Here is a 24,736-nt window from a genome sequence, read left to right as displayed (position 1 = left end):
GGCGTTCAGTCCGGGCCGGCGCCTCAGGCGCTCCGGATTGCTTCCGGAGCATCCGAGCTGCGCCCCAATTCGAGGGACCGCTGCACGGACCACCACAGCAGGACGACCAGCAGGACATTGCGTGCTGTGAGCACGGCCGCCATCACGGGATTGGCGTGGATGAGCGGAGTGTAGAACAACGGATAGATCACGAATGTGGTCATCGCGATTCCCATGAGGAGCGCCGCGGGCACCCGCCACCGTTGCCAGTCATGGGTGAGGCCGGCGACCACCACCGGTGACAGCCAGATGATGAACTGCGGTGAACCTACCTTGTTGAACACGATGAATGCCGTGGTCATCATGAGGGCGCCTTCAAGGAAGAGTTCTTCCGGTTCGGCGCCGCGTCGAAGGGCCCACACCAAGAGGGCCGCGCCGGCGACGGCGGCCAGCAGCAGGAGCGGTTGCATCATGAATGCGGCAACACTGGCGCCGGGACCATACACCTCGGTCGAGTTGATGGCGACGTTGTCCGCGATTTTGGAACCGCCGATATTGAAAACGCTCAGCCAGACCCACGGAGTCGAGAAAGTGGCTTCCAATTGCATTCCGCGCTCGCCCTGGTTGGTCAGGAAGTCGAGGATGTGCGGGAACCCGCCGGACAGGTAGGTGCCTAAAGCGACAGCCGCGGTGACGGCTGCGCCGCACGCGATGACTTTCAACCTCGCATGGCTTGCAATGACGATCGGCGCCAGGACCGCGGCCGGCCAGACCTTGATCCACGTCGCGATGCTCAGGAGTATTCCGGCGGCGACGGGACGCGTGGCTGCGTAAAGCAGCGCCACGAGGACGATGGGAGCCGTGATTCCCTCCACCCGGGCGAAACCGAGGTAGCCCATGAAAACGGTGAAGAACAGCCACCACCATGCGGGCGCAATACCGCTCGTTTTGCGTGGTCCCCGCGTCAGGATGAGCAGGCCCGCGGCGTTGAGCGCGGTGATGATCAGCGTCCAGACCAACAGATACGGGCCGGGGCCGGCGATATCGGCCAGGAAGATCGGAATCTGGGCAAGGACGGGGTAAACCCACGGGCTGATCGAGCCGTTGAGGTCCGCCGGGTTGTAGCCGTTCATCGCCCACTGGCGGTACTGCTCGGTGTCGCTGAAGGTGTTCCCGGCGAGGAAGAAGCTCGCCATCCAGCCAAGGAAGTAGATATGGACGACGGCGAAGCCCCACCACACGCTGGACGGCCGGGTAAACCACCCGACGGCGGCAGGGGGCATTACGGTATAGCGCGCCCGGACCAGCGCGTCAAAGAATCGGACGGAAATCTCAGGACTCCTTGGCGACGGGGGCCGGTGCGTCGGCCGGAATCTTCTTGCCCAAAAGGTAAAGGCGGCGCACGGACCAACAGAACAAGACCACAAGGAGGAGGTTGCGCACGGTCAGGACGAAGGCCATCCACGGGTTGTTATGGCTCAAGGCATCGTAGAACAGGGGATAGATGAAGTACGTGGCCACGCCGATCGCTATCAGCATGGCCGCAGGGACCCGCCATTCCTTCCAGCTGTGGGCAAGGCCCACAGCGACTGCGGGTGCCAGCCAGACCATGAACTGGGGTGACCCGACCTTGTTGAAGACCACGAAGGCGCTTGCCATGGTCAGGGAACCAGCCAACAACAGTTCAGTGCGGTCCGAGCCGCCGCTGAGCTTCCCGTTGTGGAGGGCCCAGAATGTCAGTGCCGCGACCAGGATCGCCGCCAAAGCAAGAAGGGGCTGCATGAGGAAGGACATGAATGCGGTGCCCGGACCGTCCACCTGCATCGAGTTGATGTCCGTATTCATGTACATCCGCGAGTCGCCGACGTGCAGGACCGAGAGCCACAGCCACGGCGTCGTGAAAGTGGCTTCCAGTTGCATTCCGCGATCGCCCTGCTGGGTGAGGAAGTTGAAGAGCTTCGGCAGTTGACCGACAGCAGCGGTCAAGGCAACCACCAAGGCGGTGGTCAGAATTCCGGCAAGCACTACCTTGGTCCTTTGCCTGACCACGGTGAACAAGGAGAGCAAAACCGCCGCAGGCCAGACCTTCATCCATGTCGCGACGCTGAGGAGCGTCGAGGCGATGAAGGGGTTCGACACTCCGTAGGCCAACGCGATCAGCACGATTGGCGCGGTGAACCCATCCACGCGGGCGAAGCCCAGCCACCCCAGGATGAAGACGAAAACCAGCCACCACCATGCCGCGGGGATCGCCTCACGACGACGACCCCAACCGGTTAATTTCGCGATTGCCGCACCGTTCAGCAGCGTGATCATGACCACCCACAGGAAAAAGAACGGTCCTGGACCGGCCACGCCGGCAATGGCCATCGGAACCAATGCCAAAACAGGGTAGACCCAAGGGCTCGGGCCGCCGCTCAAGTTCTCGTCCCGGAACCCCGCAGTGGTCCAATCCCGGTAGATAAAGGTGTCGCTGAAGGCCTCGCCGCGGAGGGAAACGAGCAAAGCGAAGATGAGGAACACCAAGTGCACCACGCAGAAAGCTGCCAGCAGGCCGCCGGGAGAGTTGAGCTTCGCCTCAAGAGCTGAGGGAATGACACGATGGCGGAACCGTGTGAGCGCGCTGAAGAATGAGTCCGTTGAAATGGGAGGATCCTTGTCAGGTAGTGGTCGTCACAGGTGCCGCAAACCGTAGCGGCGCTGGCCGCTTCGGACATGGCGGTTCCTATGAATTTCACGCGGAACCGGCGTGGCCACAGGTCTTCGGCGTCGAGCCAAGGCCTTGTTAATCCTATCTCAGGCCCCTTTCGGGGACCGTCTCCGCGTTTGACGGCCCACGGCGGCTGCAATCGTCGATGCTAGAGTTGCAATAATCCGTGAGGCAGGCGCGGCCGCCTCGGATGGATGCAGCAGGGAACCGGACAGGATTTTTTTTGATGGCGTCGTCGAAGACTCGTGAGCGTGAGGTGGAGAGTTCGTTGGCTCATCCGGATGCTCTGGACGGTTCCAACACCCCGGCTCACCGCGCTGTGATCGCTAAGACGGCCAGGACCGCCATCCTCCAAGGCTTTGTTGGTTCATTGCTCATGGTGGCGGGATCGGTCGGAGTGGGCTGGCTTGCCACGACGAGCGGCACACTCATCCGCCTGCCGATTTTCATCATGGCCCGCACTTCGCCGGTAGCCGTCATCCTCTGCACCGTGATGCTCTGCCTGGGCGCGCTCTTGCTGCTGCGCTCCTGGCTTCGCATCGCCCAGCGCATTGGCGGGTGGAACCCGTCCTCCCGTCCGGTCCTGATGCGTGCACTATGGATGTGGTCCCTGCCGCTGATGTTCTCGCTGCCGCTGTTCAGCAGGGACGTCTACGCTTACATCGGGCAAGGTAGGCTCATGCTGCAGGGCCTGAACCCGTACACCAACGGAATCTCGGCGCTGAGCAACTATTTCTCCCTCGGCCCGGACACGATGTGGACCGAAGCGCCCACCCCGTACGGACCGTTGTGGCTGTGGATCGAACAGGGAGCGGTCTGGATCAGTGGCGGCAGTCCCGATTCCGGAGTCCCTGAACTCGCACTGATTCCATTCCGTCTCGCAGCGCTCGCGGGCGTCTGGCTGTTGGCGGTCTACGTTCCTCGCCTGGCCGCGCTCCACGGTATCAACCCGGACAGGGCGCTCTGGGTCGCCGTCCTGAACCCTGTCCTCCTGATCAACTTCATCGCCAGCGCCCACAACGACTCCCTCATGTTGGGCTTGGTGGTCGCAGGCATCTACTACGCCTCAGTCAAACGGCCCGTTCTTGGAATCGTCCTGATCACTGCATCGATCGCCATCAAGCCGATCACTTTGGTGGCGTTGCCTTTCGCGGGGATGCTGTGGGCGGGAGCCCGCGCGGGATGGGGCCGACGGATCCTCCGCTGGGCCGCGACTCTCGCGATTTCGGTAGGCCTCCTAGCCGTCGCCGGGGTCGTGAACGGCCTGGGATTCGGTTGGCTCGGCGCACTCCAGACCCCCGGCACAGTATGGATCTGGTACGCCCCGGTTGGCCTGGTTGCGCGCACGGCGGGATCCGTCGTCGATCTCATAGGTGGTCCGGGTCCCGTGGTGAAGGAGATCATCCAGACCGTCTTCACTGTTGTCTCGGCCCTCGTTATTGTCTGGCTGACCGTGCGTACCCCGGGCCGGGGGATCGGGATGGGGCGACCTATCGACGACGAAGAAGGCTTCAACAAGACCGTCCTTCGCCGAATGGCCTGGGCATTTGCCGCCGTCGTGATCCTGGCACCCGTCATCCAGCCGTGGTACGTGGTCTGGCTGCTCGTATTCTTTGCCGTAACGGGTATACCGGACGGCCCGGCGATCCGGACGGTCTTTTACCTGACCGCGTTTTTCACCCTCATCGGGCTGACGGACCAGTTGAGTGTCTTCGGCTGGATTCCGCTTGCCGTAGTGCGCGGGGTGGCGATCGCCATCGCGGTCTTGTTCATTGCGTACTTGGTGTTCTACGACAAGAAGACCCACGTCCTGTTCCGTGCGCGACGCGGGATTGTGAAGTCGCGGTCCTGAGCTTCCCGGGGGTGTTCAGGCGAGGTTCTTCAACGCTTCCCGCAGCGACAACGGACTGAGCGCCGCGCGTTTCGATTCCACGTAGTTCCGCACCCATTGCGCGTCCGTTTTCGCGTATTCACGCAGGGACCACCCGATGGCCTTCCTGATGAAGAACTCCTTGTCCCGCAGGTTCGGATCCAAAACTGCTGCGAAAAGTTCCAGGTCGGTGGCCGCCTTTGCCTTGAGTTGGGCCGTGATGGCGGCCCGGCGGATCCAGAAGTCCTCGTCCACGGCCCAGGATCGCAGAAGCGGTGTCAGGATGTTCCGGTGGTGTTGTAGAAGGGTGCAAATCCGCTCAGAGACGCCGTCCACAAAATCCCACCAGGCACCTGTGCGGATGATCTCCTCATAGAGGGGCAGCATCTCGAGATCGCCCGCTACGGACTTGAGCGAGGTGAGATCGATCGCGGCGTAGCGTTCCTCCCGCCAAGTGGCTTCGCGCCACAGCGTCAGGACGTCGTCGCGCAATTCTTCGGGAGAACCGAACGGCAGTTCCCGTGCCGTCGCGAGTACCATGCGCCGGACCACCGGAACCCTGACCCCGAGGGATGGTATGGACGATCTCATGTAGGCTTGCGCAGCTTTCGCCCGCTCCGGATCGGATTCCGCCCGCAGCCGATCCCTGATGATCGCGATTCGTTCGCCTTCCATATCGACGACTCTAAGGCACCCGTCGACGCATGCCGGTCAGTGCCATCGCCGCATGACTTCCCTTCCGGGTATTTTCTTCGAGACAGTCGTGAATCCGGCAGCCGTGAATAGTCCAACGGTTCCCTGGTAGAGGTCCGCGGCACCTGCCTTCGGACGGAGCGCACGATCTACCGGATAGCCTTCGACGACGTCGGCCCCATTGGCGAAAGCGTGCCCGACGGCGGCACTCAACAATGCGGCCGCCACCCCGGTCCGGCGATGGCTGGGAGCGACGACGAAACAACTGACCGACCAGACACCGGTATCCGCTTTGGCGGCCGGGCCGGCGGCCTTCAATACTTGGGAACGTTCAATGCGGGGGTAGCACTGCCGCGGCTCGACACCGCACCAGCCGACCACTTCGTCGCCGCGGAAGGCGAGGACGCCTGGTTCGGGGCCGTCGTCGAATTTTGCCTTGAGCTGTTCCTTCCGCGTCCCGGGTGCGGTGGCCTTCCAGTCCTGTCCGGGCAAGGCGAACCAGCGGCACCAGCACCGGGACGGCTCCCCGCGGACGCCGAACAGCTTTTCCAGGTCAGGCCAGTTTGCCGGACTGGTGGTGATGGGCAGGGCCGGGTCTGCTGGGATTGGCGGCATGGGATCAGCGTAGACCGAAGGGGGCGGGTCCAGGACGGCGAGAGGCCCCGAACCGCGTTTGCGCAGTTCAGGACCTCTTTTTACGGTGCCCCAGGAGGGAATCGAACCCCCGACCGTCGGATTAGAAGGCCGCTGCTCTATCCTCTGAGCTACTGGGGCAGGGACCGCACCCCAGTGTATCGCCGGGCCGGTCCTGCAACAATTCAGGGTCTACGGAGCCCGCAGGACGTCGCACGGGATGCGGACCCTGCCCTCGAAGAATGTTGGAGATGTAGGAATGTCGTAGAACTCGGTCTCGGGAACAGTTCCGCAAAGATCGCGCCCGATAGAGACGTGTTCGGCCCAATCAGGCCCGTTGTCCGTTGCGGTGGTACCGGGGAAGTACATTGAAACCGCCAGCAGGGAAAACCCCGTCAGGACCGCGAAGGGAGCGGTTTTCCCGAATTTGGCCACCGCGGAGGCCAAGAGGGGAACGATGGCAAGGACGAACATCGTTGGCGCTACGGAGTAACGTCCGAAGACGAAAAACTGCTTCCAATCCGCCGTGGAGAAGGTTGCGTAGTCCAGGTATTGCGCTGGATTGGAAAGGACGCATGCTGCCCAAATGACCACGGACGCCGTGGCAAAGAAAACCGCCAGCCATTTCTCGCTCCTTGTGCCAAGGATCAGTACCGCCGCGATTCCGGCGAGGACAACGAGTGCCGCAACGATCATTGGTGCGGCACCGAAGTTCACAATCTGCTGCATGACCTTGGCCGGTGAGCCGTGGACGATCGGGCCGGCCGTATTAAGGAACCAACCATAAACCACGGACAACGGGTCAAGGTCGTAATGTCCGGCGGCGCCCCGGGGGCGCCTCAACGTCGCGTATGCCTGGCAGGCGAGCCCCAGGCCGAGGCCTGCTCGGGCCGGCCACATGTTCTTGTGTCGAATCTTGTATAAGAACAGCGGGACAAAGACGACGGAAATGATCTCTGTCAGCGATGTCAAGGCTGCTACGACAAAGAGGAGTCCGCCCTCAAGCTTCGATTTTGCCGGCTTCATCAAAAGCCATGGAGCGAGCCAGAGCAGGTACCAGTGGAGATTCGCGAAATTACCCAGCGTCTCCATCGCCCCAACGTTGACAACCAGTGGGATCGCACCCCATGCGGCCCGGATCCATCGGTTGTTGCTGATGCCTGAAGCGCAGTGGTAGGTCAGGAGGCAGATTCCGGCTACTGCGAGGCAGGCCAGGACAGTGAGTCCGATGCCAAAGTGCTCGAGCCGGAGAAACCGAACCACAAACCCGGCCGCCAGCCGCGGTACCAGGTGGAGGTAGCCGGAGTAGGGGCGGAGCGGCGTGAACGCTTGATCAGGCGCGAGGGCGTCCGTGAGAAACACTGCCCCATCTTCGGCCCACACCACTCCTTGGGCGTTTTGGGGTAACCGCCAGAGCGAGAGGAACGTCATCAGGATGAGAGCGCCGACACATGCGGCGCTCTTTGACAGAGCGATTTTCACGATTTCCCCCAAGAAAAGCAAGCCCCAATCCGGGCAACGGCACCCAATTTAGTCCAAGTTTCCAAAAACTCAAAGACGCAAATTTGACCGCGAAACAAAGCCCACAGCGTGGATGACTTTTCCTCAACATCCGCAATTTTGCGGCGGGTTTCCACATAGGCGAAGTTGCCGATGCCATGTAGACCGGATGGGCGTGAAGCTGGAAAGGCCAGACAGGCAGTTCAACTTACGTTAGGACAAACACCATGAACGACCTCATCACTGTCCGCGGCTTCGTTGCATCCGAGATCACAAGTTCCACCACGCCGGGAGGAACGGGAACTTCGTCGTTTCGGCTTGGCTCAACGGAGCGAAGGTTCGACCGCAAGAACAACATCTGGGTGGACGGGAATACGAATTGGTTTACCGTCCAGGCTTTCAGGTACCTCGCCGGAAACATAGGTTGCAGCGTCAAGAAGGGCCAGCGGGTCATTGTGGTCGGCCGGCTCAAGTTGCGGCAGTGGGAACATGAGGGCAAGTTCTACCACGCCTCCGAAATCGTGGCTGAATCGGTGGGGCACGACCTCATGTGGGGATCGGCAAACTTCATCCGGACCACGAGCGGGACGAATCCGCAGGGCGCTCCGGCAGTGGTGGACGCTGGACAGAACCACCCTTGGCCCACCGCGGAGGACAGCGACGACACCCACGGCGATGGGGGATCACCTGAGGACGACGACGATGACGGTGCTCCTGATGCGGATCGCGAAATCGTAGTCAACGGTGCAGGTAACGAGCCCGTTAGGGTGAATGCAGCCACGGGAGAGCTCGTCGGCTCGCCGTCGTGAGCCGTCGCGGAAGCCCCGATGGCTGTCCCGGGGACAGGCGCGCCGGCGGCGCTCGGCGGCTCTCATCGGCTCTCGGCAGGGGGACCCGGCAAGGGGACCCGCAAGGCGACCTGAATTGAGGCGTGGGAAAGCGTCATGGGTGCGGAGCCTAACGATCGCCCTTCCGATCGCCCTGCGGACTGCGGAGCCCAAGGATGCCGTGCGGCGCAGCGCGTGGTGCGCCGCATGGCAGAATGGCCGGGTGATCACCAGGGGAACTTCGCCAAAATCGCCAGGACGCCAGCAAGCACCCGCCAACTTGATGAGGTTCCTTGTCTTCTCCCTGGCCGTCGCCGGGATGGCGGCCGGTTGTTCTGCTCCCGCACCGGTTGTGAGTGGAAGTTCGGCGTCTGCATCCGGATCGGTTTCGGCCAGTCCGGCTCCGCCGTCCAGCGGCTCCGCCGGTACTCCTTCGACTCAGCCTTCGGCTGGTACGGGTACCCCGTCGGCAAACGCCGCTACGGCGAAACTGGTCCAGACCATGGAATCCACGCTGAAAGCCGTGGTGTCGGAAACCTCCAAGCCTGCCCAGGATGTCCTGCGGTCGCGCCTCGAGTCCGCAGGAATTCCTGCTTCCGCGGTGGAAGTATCGGCGAGCAAGACTCCCACCGGCTTGGATGTGGACGCCATCGAAGCCGCCGCCAGGTCGGGCAAGGACTGCGTCATGGGCGAGATCAGGGACAGCCAGGTCTCAGTGTCCGTGCTGCCCGTGCTGGCCAGCGGCAAATGCTTCGTGGGGGACTCCCGCTAGGGGCACCGAATGTGAGTTCTGCCGTGCCACCCATTAGATTTAACGGCATGGCGGAATTCATTTACACGATGACCAAGGCCCGCAAGGCCGTTGGCGAGAAACTTATCCTGGACGATGTCAGTATGTCGTTCTTCCCTGGCGCGAAGATCGGCGTCGTCGGCCCGAATGGGGCCGGCAAATCGACCATCCTGAAGATCATGGCCGGCATCGACACCCCGTCGAATGGCGAAGCCCGCCTCAGCCCCGGCTACACCGTGGGCATCCTCCTGCAGGAGCCGCCCCTGAACGAGGAAAAGACCGTCCTGGGCAATGTCCAGGAAGGCGTAGGCGAGATCTACTCCAAGATCCAGCGCTTCAATGAAATCTCCGAGGAAATGGCCAGCCCGGACGCGGACTACGACACCCTGCTGGAAGAAATGGGCCACCTGCAGGAAGCGATCGACACCGCCGACGCCTGGGACATCGATTCCCAGCTCGAACAAGCGATGGACGCGCTCCGTTGCCCGCCGGGCGATGCCGATGTCACCGTCTTGTCCGGTGGCGAGCGGCGTCGCGTCGCGCTTTGCAAACTCCTGTTGCAGAAGCCTGACCTGCTCCTCCTTGACGAGCCCACCAACCACCTGGATGCCGAAAGCGTTCTCTGGTTGGAACAGCACCTCTCGACCTACCCGGGTGCCGTCCTCGCCATCACCCACGACCGCTACTTCCTTGACCACGTCGCTGAGTGGATCTGTGAAGTGGACCGCGGCCGGCTCTACCCGTACGAGGGCAACTACTCCACGTACCTTGAGAAGAAGCGCGCCCGGCTGGAAATCCAGGGCAAGAAGGACGCCAAGCAAGCCAAGCGGCTCAGCGAAGAACTTGAATGGGTCCGCTCCAACGCCAAGGGCCGCCAGACCAAGTCCAAGGCCCGCTTGGCGCGCTACGAGGAAATGGCAGCCGAGGCCGATCGCACCAGGAAGCTCGACTTCGAGGAAATCCAGATTCCGCCGGGACCCCGCTTGGGCGGCCTCGTCCTGGAAGCGAAGAACCTGCAAAAGGGCTTCGACGACCGGACCCTCATCGACGGCCTGTCGTTCACTTTGCCGCGCAATGGCATTGTCGGCGTCATCGGCCCGAACGGCGTTGGCAAGACCACCCTGTTCAAGACCATCGTCGGTCTGGAACCGCTCGACGGCGGCGACCTCAAGGTGGGCGACTCCGTCAAGATCTCCTATTCAGACCAGACCCGCGGCGGCATCGACCCCAACAAGACCCTCTGGGAGGTCGTCTCTGACGGACTCGACTTCATCCAGGTGGGTAATGTCGAAATGCCGTCCCGCGCGTATGTTGCCGCGTTCGGCTTCAAGGGTCCTGACCAGCAGAAGAAGGCCGGGGTGCTTTCCGGTGGCGAGCGCAACCGCCTCAACCTTGCACTGACCCTCAAGCAGGGCGGAAACCTCCTGCTGCTCGACGAGCCCACCAACGACCTCGATGTCGAAACCCTCAGCAGCCTTGAGAACGCCCTGCTCGAGTTCCCGGGCTGTGCAGTAGTGGTTTCGCACGACCGGTGGTTCCTCGACCGTGTAGCCACCCACATTCTCGCCTACGAGGGCGACGAGGAAAACCCGTCCCGCTGGTACTGGTTCGAGGGCAACTTCGAATCGTACGAGGAAAACAAGGTGGAGCGGCTCGGCCCGGACGCAGCCAAGCCGCATCGCGTCACGCACCGTAAGCTGACCCGCGACTAATACGGGTTTGCGGCAAGAAGGCCGGTGTCTTGGGAAGCCAGGGCACCGGCCTTCTTGCTGCGGGACCGGCGCCGCCTAACAATCAATCCAGTCCACGAAAGCCCGGTTCACGAAGGAATCCGGATCATGCCTTCCTGGGCCACTGTTGCGACGTGCTGGCCGTCCCGGCTGAAGATCTTGCCCGTGGCGAGCCCGCGCGCGCCCTGGGCGCTGGGAGACTCCTGGACGTACAGCAGCCACTCATCGACGCGCACAGGCCGATGCCACCACATCGCGTGGTCAAGGCTCGCAACGCTCATGCCGGGAGTCATCCAGCTCAAGCCGTTATTCCGGAGAACCGATTCAAGGATGGTGTAATCGCTCGCGTAGGCAAGGGCGGCCAGGTGGAGGTTGGGCTCGTCGGGCATGGGACCGAAAGTCTTCATCCATACCGCGTTGGTGGCCGTATGCTCCTTCGGCGCCTGCACATAAAGGGCGGGGTCCACGTGGCGGACGTCGAAAGGCCGTTCGAAAGACATATGGCGCGCCAACGGGTGGTCGAACTTCCGCAATAGTTGGGCGGTGCTCGGGAGGGATTCGGGGTCCGGAATACCCTTCGGCATGGCTGCCTGGTGCTCCACGCCGTCCGCCGAAGCTTGGAAGGACGCGATCATCGACAGGATCGGTTGCCCTTCCTGATAGGCGTGGACGCGACGCGCTGAGAACGAGCGACCGTCCCTAAGCCGTTCAACGCTGAAAGTGATGGGCTGGTTGGCGTCGCCCGGACGGAGGAAGTAGCCATGCATCGAATGGACAGTGCGGTCCTGGTCCACGGTCCGCATGCCGGCCACCAGGGATTGGGCGAGGACTTGGCCGCCGAACACGCGGTGGCGGGGCTGCTTCTGGGAGGGGCCAAGGAAGATGTCCTCGGCCGTCCTGGCGCCGTCGAAGTCGGCCAATGACAACAACTCGATGAGGGTGGACGTCGGGTCCTCGAGGGCGACCTGATGATCCGCGCCGGCATGGGTGTCAGTCATGGTTCGACTCTAGACGCCGTCCGGACCCCTCTCAACCGCGGACATGCCGGTAGAGTCAATGATGTGTCCGATGTTTTGACCCAGTCTTTCCGTTTCGTCGATCCCCGGGATCTCGCCGATTTGCGCACTTATGCCACCCGCGCCAAGAGCATCGACGACGGCGCCATCCGCCTGCAGGCCAGCGGCGGCGTCCTTGCTGCCTACGTTTGCGTCCTGAGGCCGCGGCTGCTCGGCGAATCCACCCCCACCATCCTGGGGCTGCGTACCGTGGCACTGGCCGAGGACGCCGACGTCGACGTTACCGTCACCTTGGCGTCGATCCTGGACCGGCTCGCGCGGTCCGGTGCCGACGACGTCGAACTGCCGATCCCGCCGTCGACGGTTTCCGAGTCCTGGACGGGCGTCGGGGCTCCGCGCAGCGGCTGGGAGCCGCTTGGATCAGTGCCCGACGCCGAACTCAAGTCCGTTGCCGACGCCGGTATGGCGGAGGTGGCAGGGATCGTGCCGGAACAGCCGGGGGCCTTGATCGTCAATAACGCCCGGGCAACGGTGTGGGGCCGGGAAATTCCCGGCTTGGGCGGCGTCCCCGCCGGCGCCGCATTCGCCGCTCTGGCCTTGGGCTTCCTGGGCGACGGCGAGCACCGGCTGTTCCGTAATGGCCGGTGGTTCCGCTTGAGCGGAAGCCGCGGGCACATCCTGGCCCGGTCGGGCTCAGGCCTCGGCCTCTAACGACAGCCTCGGCCTCCACCAAGCCGCGGCACCGGGCTGGATACGACGGCGCCGGCCCGGATGATCATTCAAGCCGGCGCAACAACCTCGGAATGGCCTAGTGCCTGGCCGATCAGGGCTGCTGGAGGGACGGGCTGTTGACCATGGTGAGGGCAGCCCGCTCCATGTAGTCCCACAGGGTGCCCTCATGCAAGGGCGACAAGCCGAGGGAATCCACGGCGGTGCGCATGTGGGAAAGCCACCGGTCCTTGGCTTCCGGGGTGACCTGGAAAGGCATGTGCCGCATCCGCAGGCGGGGATGGCCACGTTCTTCGCTGTAGGTGCCTGGGCCGCCCCAATATTGCTCAAGGAACATCAGGAAGCGGCGCTTGGCCGGGGCGAGGTCTTCTTCGGGGTACATCGGGCGCAGCAGCGGGTCCCCGGCCACGCCGTCGTAAAAGACGTCAATGAGTTTGACGAACGTTTCGTGTCCCCCCACGGCGTCGTAGAAGCTGTCAGTGTAGGCGGGCTGACTGAAGGGATCGCCCCGCATCAACTGCGGACGCCCGTCCGGATTCGGGGCTGCGGATTCCTGCTGGCTGCTCATGTCACTCACTGGCTTTCTGTTCTTGTTCCCTGGCCGCGCCCTTCGCGGTTTGCGGCGCGGTCGGTGCCGTGGCGTTTCCCGGAACGGCGGGGTTGGCCGATGCGTCATCCTCCGCAGGGGCTTCCACCGGTACGTAGTCTCCTTGCGAGCGGTTGCCGACGCGAAGGATCTCACCGTTGCGGAGGTACCAAATCGCGCCGTCTTCGGCCCGTAGCCGTGTGATGCGGAGGCCTACGGACTCAACGGTACCAACCACCTCGGCGGTCACGATCACATCGCCGATCCCGAACTGGTCTTCGATCGTAATGAAGATGCCGGACAGGAAATCCCGGATGAGCTGTTGCGCGCCGAAGCCGATGGCCACACCGAGGATACCGACGCTCGTCAAGAGGGGGGCGATGTCGACGTTCAGGAATTTGAGGACGTAGATGATGACGATGACCACCACTACGAGGCTCAGGACGCTCGTTAGCAGCGAACCGATGGTGTGTGCCCGCTGGGACCGCCGTTCATGGTCGAGGGCCCGGAAGGCAGGTTGGACCCATCTGAAATGCGGTTTCTTGAAAAAGCTCGTGCCTTCGGCAACACTGCGCGTGATGCGAAGGATGATGAACCGGGCTGCTATCCAGAACACCAAGCCGATGCCCAGGGTGACGAAGATTGACACGAAATCGATCTTTGCGGCATCGGCCACGATGCTTTCGGTCGATGTGGTGACGTTCATCTACGGGAAAGCTCCTCACGGGGTCCAATTGTTCGCCGGGCCCTGAAATTGCCGGGCGCTGAACATTTTGTCCACGTTCAACCCTATCGCCGCCGCGCAGGGGTACGCGCCATCAGGACCGCTTGGAGCCTGTTGGTTCACTGTGACCGTGGGCCTGGTGCCGCCGTCGTGATCGCTTCGTGGTGTACCGGAAAGTTGACGCTGCGGGCGATGAAGCACAGCTGGTTCGCTTCACGGTGCATTTCGTCGGCGAGCGGCAGGTGTGCGGGGTCCGCGAAGGCCACCTGCGGTTTCAAGACGACGCTCTCGAACTGTCCGCTGCCGTCGCGGTTGAGCCGCATGGTTCCCTCAGCGGTGTCCGCATAGTCCGTGACCACGACGCCGCGCTTGACCGCGACGTGCAGGAAGGACAGCATGTGGCATTGGGAAAGCGCCGTGAGGAGCAGTTGCTCCGGGTTGTAGCGGTTCTTGTCGCCGTGGAACGTCGGGTCTGCCGACCCGGGCAGGACCGGCAGTCCGGGGATTTCGACGTCGTGGTCGCGCGAGTATCCCCGGTAGCTGGAGGTTCCATTGCCGAGGTTCCCCGTCCAGCGGACGGTCACGGAGTAGTGGTGCTCATCCAGGCTCATGCCAAGAGTCTAGTGGCCGTGCTGTCGGAGGGTGGCCCGGTTCCGCTGACGGAACCGGGCCACCGTTGCTAGACGTCTGCGGCGCGGGCCCTCAGGGCGCGTGCAACGCCGTCGCGGTTTTCGAGCATCATGCGCCGCAGGGCGGCACTTTCCGCGGGAAGCGCCGCGAGGAACTCGTCAGTGCGGTCCACCGTGGCCTGAGTGGTCAGTTGTGACGGATAGAGCCCGACGACGATCTGCTGGGCCAGTGCGTGGGTGCGGTTTGCAACGATTTCCGGAACGGCCTCGAAGTACTTTTCGGCGTACGGTTCCAGAAGCGCGGTGTCGAGGACTCGCGTGAAGCCTGCGACGGCGGAGCTCTGGATGGCGTTTGACATTTCGCCGGTGACTACGATCTTGTTCCACGCCTCGGCCTTCGCCTCGGCGGTCGGCAGGGCTGCCGTCGCCTGGGCCGCGGCGTTCTGGCCGCTGGCCGTATGGTCGCGCGCGAGTTCCGCATCAATGCTTTCCTGTCCTTGGCGGCCTCCCACCACGAGGGAAGTGAGGAGCTCCCAGCGCAAGTCCTGGTCCACGGTGAGGCCGTCCAGGACAGTCGAACCTTCGAAGACCTCCTGGACCGTGTCCAATTGGGTACTGCTCGTGGCGAGGAGCGCGAAGGATTTCACGAATTGAAGCTGTGCGTCCGAGCCCGGGGCCACCGCGGAAGCGAGTTCCCAGAGCCGGTCCGCCGCGGCAATCGTTGTGGATTCCTTGTGTTCCGCAGCGACGTAGTAAGTCAGGGTTGTGGCCAGTTGGCGAAGCTGGACCAGGATGACCGAAGAGTCCGTTTCGGAAGCGATGTTGGCGAGGATCAGCTCGACGTAGCCGCGCGCTGGCGTCTCGCCGTCGCGGGCTCCATCCCAGGCCGAACCCCAGACCAGGGTGCGGGGCAGGCTCGCGGCGAAGTCCTTCAAATGGGTTGTCGCCGTGGCCAAGGACGACGGGTCGAGGCGGATCTTCGCATACGCGAGGTCGTCGTCGTTGAGCAGGATGAGGTCCGGCCGTGCACGTCCAGCAAGGGACGGTACCTCGGTCCGCGGGCCGTCGACGTCGAGCTCCTCACGGAAAGTACGCTCAAGCTTGCTGTCCGCAGTCAGCTCGTAGAAACCCACGGCGAGGCGATGGGGACGCAGCACGGGCTGTTCCTCGACCGCCGTCTGGAGGATCGCGAACGAGGTTATGGTGCCGTCGGTGCCGACTTCGATCTCGGGCGCGAGGGTGTTGACGCCGGCGGTTTCGAGCCAGAGCTTGCCCCACTGGTCCAAGTCGCGGCCACTGGCGGCCTCGAGTTCCGTCATGAGGTCCACCAGTTCGGTGTTTTTCCACGCATGCTTCCGGAAGTACTCGCGTACGCCCGCCATGAACTGTTCAGGTCCCACCCAGGCAACAAGCTGGCGGAGGACCGAGGCGCCCTTGGCGTAGGTGATGCCGTCGAAGTTGACCTCGACGTCCTGGAGGTCGTTGATCTCGGCGAAGATCGGGTGGGTCGTGGGGAGCTGGTCCTGGCGGTACGCCCAGGATTTCTCGACCGACGCGAAAGTGGTCCACGCGTGGTCGAATTCGGTGTTCTCCACGGCCGCGAGGTGCGACATGTATTCGGCGAAGGACTCGTTGAGCCAGAGGTCGTTCCACCAGCGCATCGTGACGAGGTCGCCGAACCACATGTGGGCGAGCTCGTGGAGGACCGTGATGGCGCGGCGTTCCACTTGGGCTTCGGCGACTTTGCTGCGGAACACGTAACCTTCGAGGATGGTCACCGCTCCGGCGTTCTCCATGGCCCCGGCATTGAATTCGGGAACGAACAGCTGGTCGTACTTCTCGAAGGGGTAGGGGAAACCGAATTGGGCTTCGAAGAACTCAAAGCCCTGCCTCGTGAGTTCGAAGATGTTCTCGGCATCCAAGTACTGCATGAGCGATTTGCGGGCGAAGACTCCCAGCGGGATCTCCCGGCCGTCGGAACTGCTGACCTTGCTGCGGACCGCTTGGTAAGGACCTGCGATGAGCGCGGTGATGTACGAGGAGATCCGGGGGGTGGGCGCGAAGCGCCACACCGAGCGCGCACCGCCGTCGTCACCTGGCGCGGTTTCTTCCGGAAGGGGAGTGGGGGAGTTCGAGACCAGGTCCCAATGGGAAGGGGCCGTGACTGTGAAGGTGAAGGAGGCCTTCAGGTCCGGCTGTTCGAAGACTGCGAACATGCGGCGCGAATCAGGGACCTCGAACTGGGTGTACAGGTAGACCTCGTTGTCCACGGGATCCACGAAGCGATGCAGGCCCTCGCCGGTGTTCATGTATGGAGCGTCGGCGACAACTTTGAGCTCGTTTTCGGCGGCGAGGTCCGGCAACAGGATGCGGACGCCATCGGCCACTTCGGCCGGATCCAGCTCCACTCCGTTCAAAGTCACACTGTGCACGGTTTCCGTGATCGCGTCGATGAAGCTCGACGAACCCTGGACGGCGGAGAATTTGACCACCGTGGTGGAGCCGAAGACAGAAGCGCCCTTCGTCAGATCGAGGGTGACGTCATATGAAGTCACGGTGAGCAGTTCCGCGCGCTGCCGGGCTTCGGCGCGCGTCAGGTTCAGGCCTGGCAAGGTGGTCCCTCCAAGGATGGTTCGCAAAAAGCCGGCTGGCTTCAGCCGACGCCGGCACTGTGAAGCCATTCTTTCACTTGAACACTGCTTGGCAAGGAGGCGCGGCTAAAGTGTCGGCCGCCGGGGGTAGCGTTGGATTATGGGAAAAATGCGCGGGAAGATGCGCGAAAATTGGGACCTGCGGGCACTGCGCTTTGCCATTGCCTTCCCGCTCCTGCTGGCCGCGGCTTTTGCCGTTTGTGCCTTGATGCTCCGAAACACCCTCCCGGAACCGGTCGCAATAGCGTGGAACGCCGACGGCGGAAGCAGCTTCGCGCCCTTCCCCGCCTATGTGCTGGGCGGGGGCGGCATTCTGGTGGTCGCGGGCTGGTTGGTGTTCATCCAAGCGGCGCCCCTCTCACGGCCCGTGATCATGCGGAGGATCATGATGGGACTGGGGCTTATGGTCTCCCTCTTTGTCACTGCCGTTCTCGCCGCTGGACTGGTGGGGCAATCCGGGTTGGCCGACGCGCGGATGTCGCACGTCGACGCCACTGTCCTGGCGCTGGGCGCGGGCGCGGCGTTGCCCATGGGGATTGTCATGATGATGGCGTTCAAGCCCGATCCCCGCTGGACGAGCGAGGACGACGCCGCCCTCGCGATCGAGGTTGTCCATGCAAAAGATCCCTCCCTCACGGAGGATTCGATGCTGCTGTGGGTCCACGCCAGAAGCTCGGTCTTTGTGATGATCGCCGTAGCCGCCGTTTTTCCCGCTACGTTGATAGCCATCGCCCTTCCTTGGTTGGGAGCCTTGCTTGCTGTGGCAGCCATAGTGGGGGCCAGCTTCCTCTTTGTCCGGGTGCGCGCCGACAGGAGAGGACTCCAGGTATTCCTCGCCGGCGTGCTGAAGGTCATGACGGTGTCCGCAGCCGACATCGCGGGAGCCGCCGCACAGGATGTCCGCGCTGCGGATTTCGGCGGCTGGGGTCTTCGGCACCACGGGGGTGCCACGGCGATGCTCGTGAGCAGCGGTCCCGCCGTCGTCGTTCGGCAAGTCGACGGCAGAAAGCTCGCGCTCAGCGCGGGGAGCGTGGCAGCGGCCGACAGCCTCGCGGGTTTGCTGAACCGCGTGGCCGCCCGAGCCCGGCGCAGTGATGAGCCGCCGAGCCTATGATGACCTGACCCTACCGGTGATGTCCTGTCCGTTTGGGCGGGTCGGGCTTGCCCACGTTCCTAGTAACGTAGGAACCGCATCCACCACCGCCGCGCCCGGCTCCGCCGTGTTCGCGCGCCAGACCGAACGGACTTCTCGTGACCACACCCCGCGTCCACATTGCCACGGACCACGCCGGCATGGAGCTCAGCGCCCACCTCGTCAGCCACTTGTCTGCCAAGGGCTACGAAGTCGTTGACCACGGCCCCAAGGTGTATGACGCCCAGGACGACTACCCCTCCTTCTGCATCAACGCGGCCGCCGCAGTGGTCGCTGACCAGGAAGCCGGCGTTGACGCGCTCGGAATCGTCCTCGGCGGCTCCGGCAACGGCGAGCAGATCGCGGCGAACAAGGTCAAGGGTGTCCGCGCTGCCCTGGCATGGAACCTTTCCACCGCCAAGCTCGCCCGTGAGCACAATGACGCCAACGTGGTCGCTGTCGGCGGTCGCCAGCACACCGTGGAAGAGGCAACCGAACTGATCGAAGCCTTCCTCCAGGAGCCCTTCAGCAAGGACGAGCGCCACATCCGCCGCATCGGCAAGATCGCGACGTACGAAACCAGTGGCGAAGTCGTCGAATAGTGCCTGAAGGGCATTCCATCCACCGCCTGGCACGCCAGTTCCAGGATGTCTTCGCCGGGCACACGCTCACCGTGACCAGTCCACAGGGCCGGTTCGCTGCGGGCGCGGAGCTCCTGGACGGCCATGAGTTGCTCACGGCGAGTGCACACGGCAAGCAACTCTTCCTCCGCTTTGACCATGGCTTGTTCCTGCACGTCCATTTGGGTCTTTACGGAGCGTGGAGTTTCGGCGGCGATGAATCGTTCCGGGGAGCCTCCAGCATCGGGGCTCCCCGGCGGATCGGAGAGCGTGAAACCGCCTCCCGGCCCGGTGAACCGGGCGGGGAGGCCCCGGGTCCCTACTCCGGACCGCCGGATCCCGTCGGCGCTGTCCGGGCGCGTCTGGTTTCCGGGCACGGCTGGGCGGACCTTCGCGGTGCCACGACCTGCGCTGCTATCACGGAGCCGGAGGCAGCCGCCGTCATAGCCCGCCTCGGACCCGACCCCCTCCATCTTCGTCCTGGCGACCGAGAAGAATTCATCGGGCGCATCCGGCGCCGCAAGACCGCCGTCGGACTCCTCCTCATGGACCAATCCGTCGTGGCCGGTATCGGAAACATTTACCGCGCTGAGGTCCTCTTCCGGCAAGGCGTCGACCCGTGGACGCCCGGTAGTGCCCTCGACGCCGAAACCGCCGGGCGCGTGTGGGACGATACCGTCGCGGCAATGTCCGACGGCGTCCGCGACGGCCGGATTGTTACCACGCCTTCGTCGCTGTGGGGCGTCGGGAGCGGGAAAGCTGCCGACGACGATGCCCACTTCGTCTACAAGCGCGAGGGCCAGCCGTGCCGGCGCTGCTCCGGAGTTGTCGGGATGGCCGAGATAAGTGCCCGCAAGCTGTATTGGTGCGCCGGCTGCCAAGGCTGACGTGTTTGCGAAATCGGCCCCTGGCCGGGACATAAAACCGAAAGTCGCAGACATAAATCCAAGGGCGTGGATTCTAAGTACTTTGGGAAAATGCAGAAGGACCCCTCAGACGAGGGGTCCTTCTGCTTGCTACCAGTGGAGGGGACGACGGGAATCGAACCCGCGTAATCAGTTTGGAAGACTGAGGCTTTACCATTAAGCTACGTCCCCGGGCACAACACCTTGAACCTGTAAGGATTCCGTGTTTCTCCGAGCGGCTGAAGCGTGTATCTCCAAGCCGGGTATAACTAAACCTAACACATGGGCCACCTGTCAAATGTGCATTCTCGGGCGTGATGCCCGTAGACTGTCCTGTGCATTCACGGGGTGTAGCTCAGCTTGGCTAGAGCGCCTGCTTTGGGAGCAGGAAGTCGCAGGTTCAAATCCTGTCACCCCGACTCTGTGTGCCTGTTCCAATCTGGGACGCGGCAGAAACCCATCCCACAAAACCAGGAGTACTTAGACTGTGAAGAGCGCTGTCGAGAACCTCACCGCCACGCGGGTCAAGCTCAACGTTGAGGTTCCCTTTGAGGAACTGAAGCCGAGCATCGATGCCGCTTACAAGACCGTTGCTTCGCAGATCCAGGTTCCCGGGTTCCGCAAGGGCAAGGTGCCGGCCAAGCTCATCGACCAGCGCGTCGGCCGTGGCTACGTCCTGGAAACCGCCATCAACGATGGCCTCAACGGCTGGTACCAGGCCGCTGTCCAGGAGACCGGCGTCCGCCCGCTGAGCCGTCCCGAGGTTGAGATCACAGAGGTTCCGGACCCGTCGGCCACCGACGGCGAGCTGAAGTTCCAGGTCGAAATCGACGTCCGCCCCGAGGTTGAACTGCCGGACTACGCCGGCCTCAAGGTCGAGGTTGCCGCTGCGGAGTCTTCCGACGCCGATGTTGACAAGGCACTGGACGAGCTCCGCGGCCGCTTCGGTACCCTCAAGACCATCGAACGTCCGGTCGCTACGGACGACTTCCTGTCGATCGACATCACTGCCTCGATCGACGGCGCCGAGATCGACTCCGCGACCGGCCTGTCCTACCAGGTTGGCTCCGGCACCATGCTTGAAGGCCTCGACGAAGCCGTCACCGGCCTTTCCGCCGATGAAGAGGCGATCTTCGACACCACTCTTGTGGGCGGCGAGCACGCCGGCGAAGCAGCCCAGGTCAAGGTGGTTGTGAAGTCCGTCAAGGAGCGCGAACTGCCCGAGGCCAACGACGACTTCGCCCAGCTGGCGTCCGAATTCGACACCCTTGCGGAGCTTCGCGAGGACCTCGCCAAGCAGGCCGCCCAGTCCAAGGTGATGGGCCAGGGCGTCGAAGCCCGCGACAAGGTTCTGGACAAGCTCGTAGAGCTCATCGAGGTTCCGGTTCCGGACTCCGTTGTGGAAGAGCAGCTCGAAGCGCACTTCAACCCGGAGAACGCCCACGGTGAGGGCGAGCACGACACCGAAGAGCACCGCGAAGAGGTCAAGGCCAACACCGCGCGCGCGTTCAAGAACGAGATCATCCTCGACGCGATCGCAGACAAGGAAGAAGTCGGCGTCAGCCAGAACGAGCTCATCGACTACATCGTCTCCACGGCGAGCCAGTACGGCATGGACCCGAACCAGTTCGCGCAGATCATCGACCAGAGCGGCCAGGTGCCGATGATGGTTTCCGAGGTCCGCCGCCGCAAGGCCCTGGCTGTAGTGCTGGGCCAGGCCGAGGTTGTAGACAGCGAAGGCAACAAGGTTGACCTCACCGACTTCGTCCGCCCCGCCGGCGAAGCAGCCGAAGAAGCTGTGGTCGAGGAAGAAACCGAAGAGGCAGCTGTTGTCCCCAGCGACGACCCCGCAGCCGTGAAGTTCTAGTTTTGACTGAAGACGCCCCGGATCTTTTGATCCGGGGCGTCTTTTTTTGGCCGCGTTTCACGTTGCGTCAGCAGCGGTCCGGCGTGTAATTCGGCAATCGTGCGCCGTCAGCGAACAGTGCGATTCGGGAGAACAAATCACCACGGAAAACGGTTAGTGTCCAAGTAGTGAAGATCAGGGATGGCAAGTTCAGCAACGGCCCTGTCACCAGCGAGAGGTAAGTACTTATGTCACAGCAAGCAGAGGCGCCCAGGATGGCAACTGTCGATCCGGCGGCCCAGGACAACTACATCTACAACCGCCTGCTGAAAGAGCGCATCATCTGGCTCGGATCCGAAGTCCGCGACGAGAACGCCAACGCGATCTGCTCCCAGCTCCTCCTCCTCTCCGCCGAAGATCCTGAGAAGGACATCTACCTGTACATCAACTCTCCCGGTGGCTCCGTGACAGCGGGCATGGCCATTTACGACACCATGCAGTTCATCCCGAACGATGTTGTGACGGTGGCTACCGGCTTGGCGGCTTCCATGGGCCAATTCCTGCTTTCCTCGGGCACCAAGGGCAAGCGTTACGCCACTCCCAATGCGCGTATCCTGATGCACCAGCCTTCCGGTGGCATCGGCGGCACGGCATCGGACATCAAGATCCAGGCAGAGCTGATCCTGCACATGAAGAAGGTCATGGCCGAGCTCACCGCGGAGCAGACAGGGCAGACGGTTGAAACCATCCTCAAGGACAACGACCGTGACAAATGGTTCACGGCCACCGAAGCCCTTGCCTATGGATTCTTCGACAAGATCTCGGCCCATGCAGGCTCCGTGGCCGGTGGGGGCGGAACGGCCAACTCCTCGCCTTCCGAAAACTGACCGGCACAAGAAACATTCAGATCAGGAGCAATGAACATGAACTACAACTTTGGATGGTCTGCCGGTAATCTCCCGTCCAGCCGTTACGTCCTCCCGCAATTCGAGGAGCGTACGCCGTATGGCTTCAAGCGCCAGGACCCGTACACGAAGCTCTTCGAGGACCGGATCATCTTCCTTGGTGTGCAGGTGGACGACGCTTCGGCCGACGACATCATGGCACAGCTATTGGTGCTCGAATCCACGGACCCGGACCGCGATATCACCCTGTACATCAACTCTCCTGGCGGCTCCTTCACCGCCATGACTGCGATCTACGACACCATGCAGTACATCCGCCCCGAGATCCAGACTGTCTGCCTCGGCCAAGCCGCAAGCGCCGCGGCTGTGCTCCTTGCAGCGGGTACCCCGGGCAAGCGGCTGGCCCTGCCGAACGCCCGGGTCCTGATCCACCAGCCGGCCCTTTCGGGTGGCCAGGGCGGGCAGGCTTCGGACCTTGAGATCCAGGCAGCCGAAGTCATGCGCATGCGTACCTGGCTTGAGGAGACGCTGGCCCACCACTCAGGCCGCACCTCCGAACAGGTCAACAACGACATCGAGCGTGACAAGATCCTCACCGCCGCAGAGGCGATGAACTATGGGCTGATCGACCAAGTGCTTGACTCCCGCAAGATCAAGCCGCAGGCCATCGCCCGCTAGTTTGACTGGAACCCGGACGCCGATGCGGTCCAGAAATTTGGACCGCGTCGGCGTTCTGTTTCAACCCAAGCGGCGGATTGTGTCCTACAGTGGAAGTTGTCATGGTGGCGTCCCCGCTGCTCGCCGGTGATCTTGCCGGAAAGCCAGGCTGTTTCTCCACCCGCATGAAATGAAGGGATTCCCATATGGCTCGGATTGGCGAGAGCACGGATCTGCTGAAGTGTTCTTTCTGCGGAAAGAGCCAAAAGCAGGTGCGGAAGCTGATTGCCGGGCCCGGCGTCTACATCTGCGACGAATGCATCGAACTCTGTAACGAGATCATCGAAGAGGAACTCGCGGAAGTATCGGATCTGGGCAGTTTTGAGTTGCCCAAGCCCCGGGAGATCTTCGATTTCCTCCAGGAATACGTCATCGGGCAGGAGCCCGCGAAGCGCTCCCTCGCCGTCGCGGTCTATAACCACTACAAGCGCATCCAGGCCGGTCACGCGCCCAAGACCGGACTTGGCGAAGGCGGCCACCACGAGGACGTGGAGATCGCCAAATCCAATATCCTGCTGATAGGTCCCACCGGTTGCGGCAAGACCTACCTCGCGCAAACACTTGCCCGTCGCTTGAATGTCCCCTTCGCCGTCGCGGATGCCACGGCCCTCACGGAAGCCGGCTATGTGGGCGAGGACGTCGAGAACATCCTGCTGAAACTCATCCAGGCCGCCGACTATGACGTCAAGAAGGCCGAACAGGGCATTATCTACATCGACGAAATCGATAAGATCTCGCGCAAGAGCGAAAACCCGTCGATTACCCGCGATGTGTCCGGTGAAGGCGTCCAGCAGGCCCTCCTGAAAATCCTCGAAGGTACGGTGGCTTCCGTTCCGCCGCAGGGTGGCCGCAAGCATCCGCACCAGGAATTCATCCAGATCGACACCACGAACGTGCTGTTCATCGTGGCCGGCGCCTTTGCCGGCCTGGAGGACATCATCGGCTCGCGGTCCGGACGCAAGGGCATCGGCTTCGGAGCTCCGCTCAACGAGGTCAAGGACAGCGTGGACAGCTACGGCGAGGTCATGCCGGAGGACCTCCTGAAGTTCGGGCTCATCCCGGAATTCATCGGCCGCCTGCCGGTCATCACCACGGTCTCGAACCTGGACCGCCCGGCGCTCATCCAGATTCTTTCGAAGCCGAAGAACGCGTTGGTGAAGCAGTACCAGAAGATGTTCCAACTAGACGGCGTGGAACTCTCTTTTGACGACGACGCCTTGGATGCCATCGCGGACCAGGCCCTGGAAAGGGGTACGGGAGCCCGTGGCTTGCGCGCCATCATGGAGGAAGTCCTCTTGCCGGTCATGTTCGACCTCCCGAGCCGTGACGATATCGCCAGCGTTGTCATCACCGCGGACGCCGTCACCAAGAAGGCGCAACCAACCATGATCGCCCATGAGGTGGTAGCGAAGCGCAGGAATAAGTCCGCATAGGCCGAGGTTGGCATTAGTGGGTCTGGACGTACTTTCGTCCGGTTGGCCGCGCCCCTCACATCCTATTGAAGGAGATTCCTGTGCCTGAGCAGACCACTAACAAGGTTGGAT

General features: G+C 62.8%; 22 protein-coding genes and 3 tRNA genes. 13 read left to right on the top strand and 12 right to left on the bottom strand.

The genetic code is table 11. The annotated features are described in order from the left end of the window. Positions 1-23: 23 nt before the first annotated feature. Entirely contained in the window at positions 24-1,262 is a 1,239-nt protein-coding gene (locus ABCW42_RS12840) for a glycosyltransferase 87 family protein (protein ID WP_423181609.1), read from the bottom strand. A gap of 49 nt (positions 1,263-1,311) precedes the next feature. Next, positions 1,312-2,625, bottom strand: coding sequence for a glycosyltransferase family 87 protein (locus tag ABCW42_RS12835; RefSeq protein WP_423184887.1), 1,314 nt, complete (start codon positions 2,623-2,625; stop codon positions 1,312-1,314). A 290-nt stretch (positions 2,626-2,915) separates the two neighbouring features. Here ABCW42_RS12835 and mptB point away from each other — a divergent pair, with 290 nt between their 5' ends. Continuing rightward, complete coding sequence (gene mptB, locus ABCW42_RS12830) at positions 2,916-4,541, top strand: polyprenol phosphomannose-dependent alpha 1,6 mannosyltransferase MptB (RefSeq protein WP_423181608.1); 1,626 nt, start codon at positions 2,916-2,918, stop codon at positions 4,539-4,541. Between the two features lie 15 nt (positions 4,542-4,556). On the opposite strand, the gene ABCW42_RS12825 is transcribed toward mptB, so the two are convergent. From ABCW42_RS12825 to ABCW42_RS12810, 4 genes are all read right to left on the bottom strand, one after another. Then, positions 4,557-5,234: a DNA alkylation repair protein gene (locus ABCW42_RS12825; protein ID WP_423181607.1), complete on the bottom strand. Its 678-nt coding sequence runs from the start codon at positions 5,232-5,234 to the stop codon at positions 4,557-4,559. Between the two features lie 36 nt (positions 5,235-5,270). Beyond that, positions 5,271-5,867 (bottom strand): GNAT family N-acetyltransferase, encoded by a 597-nt coding sequence (locus tag ABCW42_RS12820; protein ID WP_423181606.1) that lies wholly within the window; start codon positions 5,865-5,867, stop codon positions 5,271-5,273. Between the two features lie 86 nt (positions 5,868-5,953). Then, a tRNA-Arg gene (locus ABCW42_RS12815) sits at positions 5,954-6,026 on the bottom strand. Between the two features lie 51 nt (positions 6,027-6,077). Further along, positions 6,078-7,367 carry a hypothetical protein gene (locus ABCW42_RS12810; RefSeq protein WP_423181605.1) on the bottom strand — a complete coding sequence of 430 codons (1,290 nt, stop codon included), beginning with the start codon at positions 7,365-7,367 and terminating at the stop codon, positions 6,078-6,080. A 245-nt stretch (positions 7,368-7,612) separates the two neighbouring features. Here ABCW42_RS12810 and ABCW42_RS12805 point away from each other — a divergent pair, with 245 nt between their 5' ends. The 3 genes from ABCW42_RS12805 (at position 7,613) to ettA (ending at position 10,714) form a co-directional block, all read left to right on the top strand. Continuing rightward, a complete protein-coding gene (locus ABCW42_RS12805; protein ID WP_423181604.1) occupies positions 7,613-8,194 on the top strand; it encodes a single-stranded DNA-binding protein in 582 nt (193 codons plus the stop codon). 520 nt (positions 8,195-8,714) lie between these two features. After that, complete coding sequence (locus tag ABCW42_RS12800; protein WP_133203161.1) at positions 8,715-8,984, top strand: DUF6993 domain-containing protein; 270 nt, start codon at positions 8,715-8,717, stop codon at positions 8,982-8,984. A gap of 47 nt (positions 8,985-9,031) precedes the next feature. Beyond that, on the top strand, positions 9,032-10,714 hold the full coding sequence (gene ettA, locus ABCW42_RS12795; protein ID WP_423181603.1) for an energy-dependent translational throttle protein EttA: 1,683 nt from the start codon (positions 9,032-9,034) through the stop codon (positions 10,712-10,714). Between the two features lie 107 nt (positions 10,715-10,821). Here the strand turns inward: ettA and ABCW42_RS12790 are convergent, their stop codons facing one another. Further along, a complete protein-coding gene (locus ABCW42_RS12790) occupies positions 10,822-11,730 on the bottom strand; it encodes an acyl-CoA thioesterase (RefSeq protein WP_423181602.1) in 909 nt (302 codons plus the stop codon). 63 nt (positions 11,731-11,793) lie between these two features. Here ABCW42_RS12790 and ABCW42_RS12785 point away from each other — a divergent pair, with 63 nt between their 5' ends. Beyond that, positions 11,794-12,459, top strand: coding sequence for a hypothetical protein (locus ABCW42_RS12785; protein ID WP_423181601.1), 666 nt, complete (start codon positions 11,794-11,796; stop codon positions 12,457-12,459). 112 nt (positions 12,460-12,571) lie between these two features. Here the strand turns inward: ABCW42_RS12785 and ABCW42_RS12780 are convergent, their stop codons facing one another. The 4 genes from ABCW42_RS12780 to pepN form a co-directional block, all read right to left on the bottom strand. Next, entirely contained in the window at positions 12,572-13,045 is a 474-nt protein-coding gene (locus tag ABCW42_RS12780; RefSeq protein ID WP_423184886.1) for a globin, read from the bottom strand. 1 nt (position 13,046) lies between these two features. Then, entirely contained in the window at positions 13,047-13,769 is a 723-nt protein-coding gene (locus ABCW42_RS12775) for a mechanosensitive ion channel family protein (protein ID WP_423181600.1), read from the bottom strand. Between the two features lie 137 nt (positions 13,770-13,906). Beyond that, positions 13,907-14,398 carry an OsmC family protein gene (locus ABCW42_RS12770; RefSeq protein ID WP_423181599.1) on the bottom strand — a complete coding sequence of 164 codons (492 nt, stop codon included), beginning with the start codon at positions 14,396-14,398 and terminating at the stop codon, positions 13,907-13,909. A gap of 68 nt (positions 14,399-14,466) precedes the next feature. Next, on the bottom strand, positions 14,467-17,028 hold the full coding sequence (gene pepN, locus ABCW42_RS12765; protein ID WP_423181598.1) for an aminopeptidase N: 2,562 nt from the start codon (positions 17,026-17,028) through the stop codon (positions 14,467-14,469). 139 nt (positions 17,029-17,167) lie between these two features. Between pepN and ABCW42_RS12760 the strand changes: the two genes are divergently transcribed. From ABCW42_RS12760 to ABCW42_RS12750, 3 genes are all read left to right on the top strand, one after another. Next, positions 17,168-18,181, top strand: coding sequence for a hypothetical protein (locus ABCW42_RS12760; RefSeq protein ID WP_423181597.1), 1,014 nt, complete (start codon positions 17,168-17,170; stop codon positions 18,179-18,181). A gap of 179 nt (positions 18,182-18,360) precedes the next feature. Continuing rightward, positions 18,361-18,801, top strand: coding sequence for a ribose-5-phosphate isomerase (locus tag ABCW42_RS12755; RefSeq protein WP_423184885.1), 441 nt, complete (start codon positions 18,361-18,363; stop codon positions 18,799-18,801). After that, the gene (locus ABCW42_RS12750) at positions 18,801-19,706 is read left to right on the top strand and encodes an Fpg/Nei family DNA glycosylase (RefSeq protein ID WP_423181596.1); all 906 of its coding nucleotides are present in this window, start codon (positions 18,801-18,803) and stop codon (positions 19,704-19,706) included. Before ABCW42_RS12755 ends, ABCW42_RS12750 begins: the two co-directional genes overlap by 1 nt. Before the next feature lie 136 nt (positions 19,707-19,842). Here the strand turns inward: ABCW42_RS12750 and ABCW42_RS12745 are convergent. Next, positions 19,843-19,916: transfer RNA gene (locus tag ABCW42_RS12745), tRNA-Gly, on the bottom strand. Positions 19,917-20,068: 152 nt separating this feature from the next. Here ABCW42_RS12745 and ABCW42_RS12740 point away from each other — a divergent pair. The 5 genes from ABCW42_RS12740 to clpX all read left to right on the top strand — a co-directional run bounded on the left by ABCW42_RS12740 (position 20,069) and on the right by clpX (position 24,625). Continuing rightward, positions 20,069-20,143 (top strand) — tRNA-Pro (locus tag ABCW42_RS12740). Between the two features lie 68 nt (positions 20,144-20,211). Beyond that, the gene (gene tig, locus ABCW42_RS12735) at positions 20,212-21,591 is read left to right on the top strand and encodes a trigger factor (RefSeq protein ID WP_423181595.1); all 1,380 of its coding nucleotides are present in this window, start codon (positions 20,212-20,214) and stop codon (positions 21,589-21,591) included. A gap of 254 nt (positions 21,592-21,845) precedes the next feature. Further along, the gene (locus tag ABCW42_RS12730; protein WP_423184884.1) at positions 21,846-22,457 is read left to right on the top strand and encodes an ATP-dependent Clp protease proteolytic subunit; all 612 of its coding nucleotides are present in this window, start codon (positions 21,846-21,848) and stop codon (positions 22,455-22,457) included. Positions 22,458-22,493: 36 nt separating this feature from the next. Next, positions 22,494-23,153 carry an ATP-dependent Clp protease proteolytic subunit gene (locus ABCW42_RS12725; protein ID WP_423181594.1) on the top strand — a complete coding sequence of 220 codons (660 nt, stop codon included), beginning with the start codon at positions 22,494-22,496 and terminating at the stop codon, positions 23,151-23,153. 185 nt (positions 23,154-23,338) lie between these two features. After that, positions 23,339-24,625, top strand: a complete 1,287-nt coding sequence (gene clpX, locus ABCW42_RS12720) for an ATP-dependent Clp protease ATP-binding subunit ClpX (RefSeq protein ID WP_423181593.1) — start codon at positions 23,339-23,341, stop codon at positions 24,623-24,625. Positions 24,626-24,736: the final 111 nt, after the last annotated feature.

Origin of the sequence: Arthrobacter sp. NyZ413, from assembly GCF_049390645.1 — a bacterium.
Classification (GTDB): domain Bacteria; phylum Actinomycetota; class Actinomycetes; order Actinomycetales; family Micrococcaceae; genus Arthrobacter.
Note: the sequence above shows the minus strand (reverse complement) of the source record. Positions and strands in the feature narration are given on the sequence as shown.

Bases quoted from the DNA above. Each gene is read 5' to 3' on its own strand.
- ABCW42_RS12725 (WP_423181594.1), top strand. From the start codon at position 22,494: ATGAACTACAACTTTGGATGGTCTGCCGGTAATCTCCCGTCCAGCCGT.
- ABCW42_RS12805 (WP_423181604.1), top strand. From the start codon at position 7,613: ATGAACGACCTCATCACTGTCCGCGGCTTCGTTGCATCCGAGATCACA.
- ABCW42_RS12820 (WP_423181606.1), bottom strand. From the start codon at position 5,867: ATGCCGCCAATCCCAGCAGACCCGGCCCTGCCCATCACCACCAGTCCG.
- clpX (WP_423181593.1), top strand. From the start codon at position 23,339: ATGGCTCGGATTGGCGAGAGCACGGATCTGCTGAAGTGTTCTTTCTGC.
- ABCW42_RS12840 (WP_423181609.1), bottom strand. From the start codon at position 1,262: ATGCCCCCTGCCGCCGTCGGGTGGTTTACCCGGCCGTCCAGCGTGTGG.
- ABCW42_RS12825 (WP_423181607.1), bottom strand. From the start codon at position 5,234: ATGGAAGGCGAACGAATCGCGATCATCAGGGATCGGCTGCGGGCGGAA.
- ABCW42_RS12800 (WP_133203161.1), top strand. From the start codon at position 8,715: ATGGAATCCACGCTGAAAGCCGTGGTGTCGGAAACCTCCAAGCCTGCC.
- ABCW42_RS12760 (WP_423181597.1), top strand. From the start codon at position 17,168: ATGGGAAAAATGCGCGGGAAGATGCGCGAAAATTGGGACCTGCGGGCA.
- ABCW42_RS12755 (WP_423184885.1), top strand. From the start codon at position 18,361: ATGGAGCTCAGCGCCCACCTCGTCAGCCACTTGTCTGCCAAGGGCTAC.
- mptB (WP_423181608.1), top strand. From the start codon at position 2,916: ATGGCGTCGTCGAAGACTCGTGAGCGTGAGGTGGAGAGTTCGTTGGCT.
- ABCW42_RS12790 (WP_423181602.1), bottom strand. From the start codon at position 11,730: ATGACTGACACCCATGCCGGCGCGGATCATCAGGTCGCCCTCGAGGAC.
- ABCW42_RS12775 (WP_423181600.1), bottom strand. From the start codon at position 13,769: ATGAACGTCACCACATCGACCGAAAGCATCGTGGCCGATGCCGCAAAG.
- ABCW42_RS12770 (WP_423181599.1), bottom strand. From the start codon at position 14,398: ATGAGCCTGGATGAGCACCACTACTCCGTGACCGTCCGCTGGACGGGG.
- ABCW42_RS12730 (WP_423184884.1), top strand. From the start codon at position 21,846: ATGGCAACTGTCGATCCGGCGGCCCAGGACAACTACATCTACAACCGC.
- ABCW42_RS12780 (WP_423184886.1), bottom strand. From the start codon at position 13,045: ATGAGCAGCCAGCAGGAATCCGCAGCCCCGAATCCGGACGGGCGTCCG.
- ettA (WP_423181603.1), top strand. From the start codon at position 9,032: ATGGCGGAATTCATTTACACGATGACCAAGGCCCGCAAGGCCGTTGGC.